We start from the raw sequence: 6,032 nt of genomic DNA, 5'->3' as shown, positions 1-6,032 counted from the left end.
GCTGCAAGGCAGCGTCGTGGTGATGTGCGCCGGCGCGCTGTGGCGGCCCGCCTTGCGCGCGCCGCTCGGGCTGCTGGCGCTGCTCGGGATCGGCGGCCTGTTCGCCTTCTTCGGCCAGACCTACCAGACCGGCGCCGACGCCTGGCAGCTGTTCGCGCTGTGGGCCGCGCTCGCGCTGCCGCTGTGCCTGGGCGCGCGCAGCGACGTGCTGTGGGCCCCGTTCGCGCTGGTTGCGATGAGCGGCATCTCGCTGTGGATCGTCGCGCACACCGGTCACCGCTGGCGCATCGAGCCGCAGGACCTGCCGGCCCACCTGATCGGCTGGAGCGCGGCGATCGCGCTGGTGGCCGCGCTGCATCCGGCGTGGCAGCGCCTCACCGGTGGCGGCCTGTGGGGCGAGCGCACCGCGGTGACGCTGGCCGTCGTGATGGTCTGCGTGAGCGGCGCCAGCGCGGTGTTCGGTGACCGCAGCGGCGCGCACTACGCGCTGGCGCTGGCGGTGCTGGGCATCGCCGCGGTGGTGCTGGCCAATCGGCACCTGTTCGACATCTACGGGCTCAGCGCCGTGGCCCTCGGGCTGAACGCGCTGCTCGTCGCCGGGCTCACGCACTTGCTGTTCGATCGCCACAGCGGTGGCGACGAGATCGGCCGGCTGCTGCTGCTGGGCCTGTCCGCCGCCGGCCTGCTGGCCGCCAGCGTCTCGGGCGTGATGCACCTCGCACGCCGCCACGCACGCACCGGAGCCACCGCATGAGCGATTCCCTGATGGCGCCCACCGAGAACCGGCCGTGGCCGGTCGTGCTGCTGACCGGCCTCGGCGCCTGGCTGGCAGCGGTCCCGCTGATCATCTTCGTCGGCATGCTGTTCGGCGACTTCGTCACGCGCGGCGCCGGGCCCTACGTGGTCGGGCTGCTGGTGCTGGCCGGCTCGCTGGTGGTGCTGCATGCGCGGCAGGTGCCGTTGTTCGTCGAGCAGCTCGCGGTGCCGGGGCTGATCGTCGGCGGCGGCGCGCTCGCCTTCGGGCTGTTCCGCGACCTGCCGGATGCCCTCGCCTTCGCGACGCTCGGCACGGTGGCGCTCGCCGTCGCGGTGCTGGTGCGGGCCGATTGGCTGCGCGCGCTGCTCGGTGCACTGGCGGCGGTGATGCTGGCGCTCGCACTGGCGATCGACCCGTGGCGCGGCTCGCACGCCACGCGCCTCGGCGTGTTCTGGCTCGCATGGCACGGCTGCGCCGCGGCCTGGGTGGCTGCGCATGTGCTGGTGCGCCGCATCGCACCGGTGCACGCCGCCGTCGTCGAGCCGCTCAGTGCCGGCTGGCTGCTCGCGACGCTGTGCGGCCTCGCGTGGTGGGCCGGCATGACCTTCCTGGTCGGCGCGAACCTGACCGGCTTCGCAGGCGATGTGGCTCGCAGCGTCGATGACGGCCACCGCTGGATCGGCTCGCTGCAGCAGGCCGCGTCGCTGGCGCTGGCCGTCGCGGGTGCGCTGTGGGCCGCGCATCGCTGGCCGGGACTGCGGCAGCCGTGGCTGGCCGGCGTGGCCGCGGTGCTYGCGCTGCTGGCCTGGCTGATGCCCACGCTCGGCGCGGTGCTGCTGGCGCTCGCGCTGAGCGCGACCACGCGGCGCTGGCGCCTGGCCGCCGCGGCCGGCGTGGCCGCGGCCTGGATCATCGGCGCGTTCTATTACCAACTGGCCTGGCCGCTCGCGCACAAGGCCTTGCTGATGGTGGCGGCCGGCGCGGTGCTCGCGTTGCTGGCGCGCTGGGGCAGGCCGCGGCGCGAGCCGAGCGGGATTGCAGCACGTGCCGCAGCCCCCACCGGGCCGCAGCGCTGGGGCATCGCCGTCTGCGCCGCTGCCGTGCTGGGGGTCGCGAACCTCGCCATCTGGCAGAAGGAATCGCTGATCGCGCACGGCCAGCCGGTGTTCATCGAGCTCGCGCCGGCCGATCCGCGCTCGCTGATGCAAGGCGACTTCATGCGGCTGAACTTCCGCCTGCCGGCCGCGCTGGAGCAGGGCCTCGACGACGACCTGCTGCGCGCACAGCGACCGCATGCGGTCGCGCGGCGCGACGGGCGTGGCGTGCTGGTGCTGCTGCGGCTCGACAACGGCACGCCGCTCGCGGCCGACGAACTGCGCATCGAGCTGACACCGAAGGACGGCCGCTGGATCCTCGTCACCGATGCCTGGTTCTTCCGCGAAGGCGAGGCACAGCGCTGGTCGGGGGCGCGCTTCGGCGAGTTCCGCGTCGACGACAGCGGGCGGGCCTTGCTGGTCGGGCTGCGCGGGCCGGAGTTGCAGCCGCTCTAGCCGGCGCCGGCCGCGACGCGCATCAGCAGCCGGATCAGCGTCCCACGCTCGCGCGCCGACAGCACCGCCAACGCGTCGTCCTCCATCGTCGCGGCGATCTTCTCGGCGCGCGCCGTCAGCTTGCGCCCGGCCGGCGTCAGCTCGATGCGCTGCGAGCGCCGGTCGTCGCTGCAGCGCACCCGCTGCACCCAGCCGCGTTCGACCATGCGGTCCAGCGTCACCGCCATGTTCGGTGCCGACACGTCGAGCGCCTGGCCGAGCTGCTTCTGGTTCACGCGCTCGTTGGCCGCCACCAGCACCAGGATCGAGAACTCCACCGCCTTCAGCTCCAGCGGCCCGAGGTGGCGCACGAACGAGCGCTTCAGCTGCACCGAGGCCCGCGTCGCCGCATAGCCGACCAGGTGCTCCAGCCGCGAGGTGTCGAGCGCCTCCACCATCAGCGGGGTCCGCTGGAGCGCGCCGCGCCGAGGTAGGTGTCGATCACGCGCGGGTCCTGCGCCAGCTCGCCGGCCGGGCCTTGCAGCACGATCTCGCCCATCTCCAGCACGTAGGCATGGTCGGCCACCTCCAGCGCGGCGCGCGCGTTCTGCTCGACCAGCAGGATCGTCACGCCGGTCGCGCGCAGCGCGGCAATGGTGCGGAAGATCTCTCGCACCACCAGCGGCGCGAGGCCGAGGCTCGGCTCGTCGAGCATCAGCAGCGAGGGCTCGCCCATCAGCGCGCGGCCCACCGCCAGCATCTGCCGCTCGCCGCCCGACAGCGTGCCGGCCAACTGGCCGCGCCGCTCCTGCAGGCGCGGGAACAGCGCGAACACCCGCTCCATCGCGTCGCGTGCGGCTTGCGGCCCACGCTGCCGCAGGCGCCACGCGCCGAGTCGCAGGTTGTCCTCGACCGGCATGCTGCCGAACAGCGCGCGGGTCTCGGGCACGAGGGCGATGCCGCGGTCGACGCGTGCTTCGAGTGGCAGCGCGTCGATCGCATTGCCCTGACATTGGATGGACCCGCGCGACGGCAGCACGCCCATCAGCGCATTCAACAGCGTCGATTTGCCGGCGCCGTTCGGGCCGATCACGGTGACGACGCTGCCCGCTGCGGCCTGCAGCCGGATGCCACGCAGCACTTCGGCGCGGCCGTAGCCGGCGTGCAGGTCGATAACGTCGAGCATTGGAGCCGCCATCGTTCAGTGCTCCGTGCCCAGGTAGGCCGCGCGCACCGCCTCGCTCGCCTGCACCTCGGCCGGCGTGCCCTGCATCAGCCGCGTGCCGAACTCCATCACGACGATGCGGTCGCTCACGTCCATGACCAGGTCCATGTCGTGCTCGACCAGCAGGATCGACAGCCCCTCGGCGCGCAGCTGCCGCAGCACCTCGGCCAGCGCCCGCTTCTCCTGGTGGCGCAAGCCGGCGGCCGGCTCGTCCAGCAGCAGCAGCGACGGATCGGCGCTCAGCGCGCGCGCGATCTCCATCAGCCGCTGCGGCCCGAGTGCCAGGTTGCCAGCCAGTTCGTCGGCGCGGTCGGCCATGCCGATGCGTTGCAGCTGGCGCTCGGCCTCGCGCAGCAGCCGGCGCTCCTCGTCGCGGTCCAGCCGCAGCATCGCCGCCAGCATGCCGCGCCGTCCGCGCCGGTGGGCACCGAGCGCGACGTTCTCCAGCACCGTCATCTCCGGCACCATCTTCACGTGCTGGAAGGTGCGTGACACGCCGCGCCGTGCAATGCCACGCGACGGCAGCCCGTCGATGCGCTCGCCGCGCAGCCGCACCTCGCCGCGCGTCAGCGGCAGCACGCCGCTCACCAGGTTGAAGGTGGTCGACTTGCCGGCGCCGTTCGGCCCGATCAGCCCGACGATCTCGCCGGCCCGCACCTGGAAGCTCACGTCGTTCACCGCGACCAGCCCGCCGAACTCCTTGCGCACCGACTGCACGTCAAGCACCAGCTCGCCGTGCGGCGGCCGCGCCGCTTCGGGCAGCGGCTGCGCATCGGCCCAGTCGCGCTGGCGCACGCGCCGCGGCAGCCGTGCGACGACCGCGGCCCACAGCCCGTCGCGCGCGTACTGCAGCACCCCCACCAGCAGCACGCCGAACACGATCACCTCGTAGCTGCCGCTGCCACCGAGCAGCCGCGGCAGCAGCACCTGCAGCTGGTCCTCCAGCAGCTTGACGACGGCCGCGCCGGCGAGTGCGCCCCACACGTGGCCGACGCCGCCGATCACCGCCATGAAGAGGTATTCGATGCCCATCTTCAGGCCGAACGGCGACGGATTGACGCTGCGCTGGAAGTGCGCGAACAACCAGCCCGACAGGCTCGCCAGCAGCGCCGCGAGCACGAACACCGCGACCTTCGCGCGGAAGGTATCGATGCCCATCGCCTCGGGCATCGTGCTGCCGCCCTTCAGCGCCCGCAGCGCGCGGCCGCTGCGCGAATCGAGCAGCTGCGTGGCCGCCAGCGCCGCCAGCAGCACCAGCGCCCACAGCAGGTAGAAGAAGCTGCGGCCGGTGTTCAGCGGCAGGCCGAAGAACCCGATCGGCACGATGCCGAGCAAGCCGTCGTAGCGGCCCAGCGCCTCCAGGTTGCCGAACAGGTAGTACAGGCTCAGGCACCAGGCGATGGTCGCGAGCGGCAGGTAGTGGCCCGACATGCGCAGCGTGATCCAGCCGAGCAGCAGCGCGGCGAGCGCCGTCAGCGCGAGCCCGCCGAACACCGCGAGCCACGGCGACCAGCCGAGAGTCAACGTGAGCCATGCACTGCTGTACGCGCCGAGGCCGACGAATGCCGCCTGGCCGAACGAGGTCAGTCCGGCGATGCCGGTCAGCAGCACGAGGCCGATCACGACCAGCGCGTACAGCCCGATGTAGTTCAGCTGCGTGATCCAGAACTCCGGCACCGGCAACTGCGGCAGCAGCGCCAGCACAGCGGCGAACGCAACGAGGAACCAGCTTCTACTCGTCATCGGATTCGCCGTGCGTGAAGCTGCGCCACAGCAGCACCGGCAGGATCATCGTGAAGACGATCACCTCCTTGTAGGCGCTGGCCCAGAACGAGCCGAACGATTCGAGCCAGCCGACGAACAGCGCGCCGGCCGCCGCGCCCGGGTAGCTCGCGAGCCCGCCGAAGATCGCCGCGACGAAGCCCTTCAGGCCGATCAGGAAACCGGTGTCGTAGAACATCGTCGTGGTCGGGCCGATCAGCAGGCCCGACAGCGCACCGATGAAGGCCGCGAGTCCCATGCTCCAGCGGCCGGCGCCGTCGGTCGAGATGCCCATCAGCCGCGCGCCGAGCCGGTTCACTGCTGTCGCACGCAAGGCCTTGCCCTGCAGCGTGCGCCCGAAGAACAGCCACAGCCCGACGATCAGCGCGGCCGAGACGAAGAAGATGATCAGCGCCTGCCCCGACAGCATCAGCGGCCCGGCGCGAAAGCGCTCGTCCCAGAAGCTCGGGTTGCGAAAGCCCTCGGCGCCGAAAAACAGCAGGCCCAGGCCGGTCAGCGCGAAATGCACGCCGACCGAGACGATCAGCAGCACCAGCACCGACGCGTCGGCCAGCGGCCGGTACGCGAGCCGGTAGACCAGGGGCCCGAGCGGCGTGACGATCGCGAGCGTCAGCAGGCTTTGCAGCAGCAGCGGCAGCTGGCGCGGCGCRGCCCACAGCGCGAGCAGCGTCACCGCCGCCGGCACGGCCAGCGACCGCCCGGCATCGCGCACGATGCGGCCGGCGGCCCGGCCTTCGCG

Annotated in this window: 6 protein-coding genes; 2 read left to right on the top strand and 4 right to left on the bottom strand. The window is 72.6% G+C overall.

All coding sequences use genetic code 11. The features are described from left to right. Both AC1D1T_RS29465 and AC1D1T_RS29460 read left to right on the top strand, forming a co-directional pair. Positions 1-754 (top strand): DUF2157 domain-containing protein (locus tag AC1D1T_RS29465; RefSeq protein ID WP_477993025.1); only part of this gene is annotated, 754 nt, incomplete at its 5' end. Beyond that, complete coding sequence (locus tag AC1D1T_RS29460; RefSeq protein WP_477993024.1) at positions 751-2,307, top strand: GDYXXLXY domain-containing protein; 1,557 nt, start codon at positions 751-753, stop codon at positions 2,305-2,307. The genes AC1D1T_RS29465 and AC1D1T_RS29460, both read left to right, overlap by 4 nt. On the opposite strand, the gene AC1D1T_RS29455 is transcribed toward AC1D1T_RS29460, so the two are convergent. From AC1D1T_RS29455 to AC1D1T_RS29440, 4 genes are all read right to left on the bottom strand, one after another. Further along, positions 2,304-2,744, bottom strand: coding sequence for a MarR family winged helix-turn-helix transcriptional regulator (locus AC1D1T_RS29455; protein WP_465110718.1), 441 nt, complete (start codon positions 2,742-2,744; stop codon positions 2,304-2,306). The two genes, AC1D1T_RS29460 and AC1D1T_RS29455, sit on opposite strands and share 4 nt — an antisense overlap. After that, a complete protein-coding gene (locus AC1D1T_RS29450) occupies positions 2,744-3,484 on the bottom strand; it encodes an ABC transporter ATP-binding protein (RefSeq protein WP_477825516.1) in 741 nt (246 codons plus the stop codon). Before AC1D1T_RS29450 ends, AC1D1T_RS29455 begins: the two co-directional genes overlap by 1 nt. Positions 3,485-3,487: 3 nt before the next feature. Continuing rightward, the gene (locus AC1D1T_RS29445; RefSeq protein ID WP_477825515.1) at positions 3,488-5,254 is read right to left on the bottom strand and encodes a branched-chain amino acid ABC transporter ATP-binding protein/permease; all 1,767 of its coding nucleotides are present in this window, start codon (positions 5,252-5,254) and stop codon (positions 3,488-3,490) included. Beyond that, the coding region (locus AC1D1T_RS29440; protein ID WP_477993023.1) for a branched-chain amino acid ABC transporter permease at positions 5,244-6,032 on the bottom strand (789 nt) is incomplete at its 5' end. The genes AC1D1T_RS29445 and AC1D1T_RS29440, both read right to left, overlap by 11 nt.

It is taken from the genome of Rhizobacter sp. P2_H3 (assembly GCF_056403355.1).
This window is presented reverse-complemented; position numbering and strand designations above follow the sequence as displayed.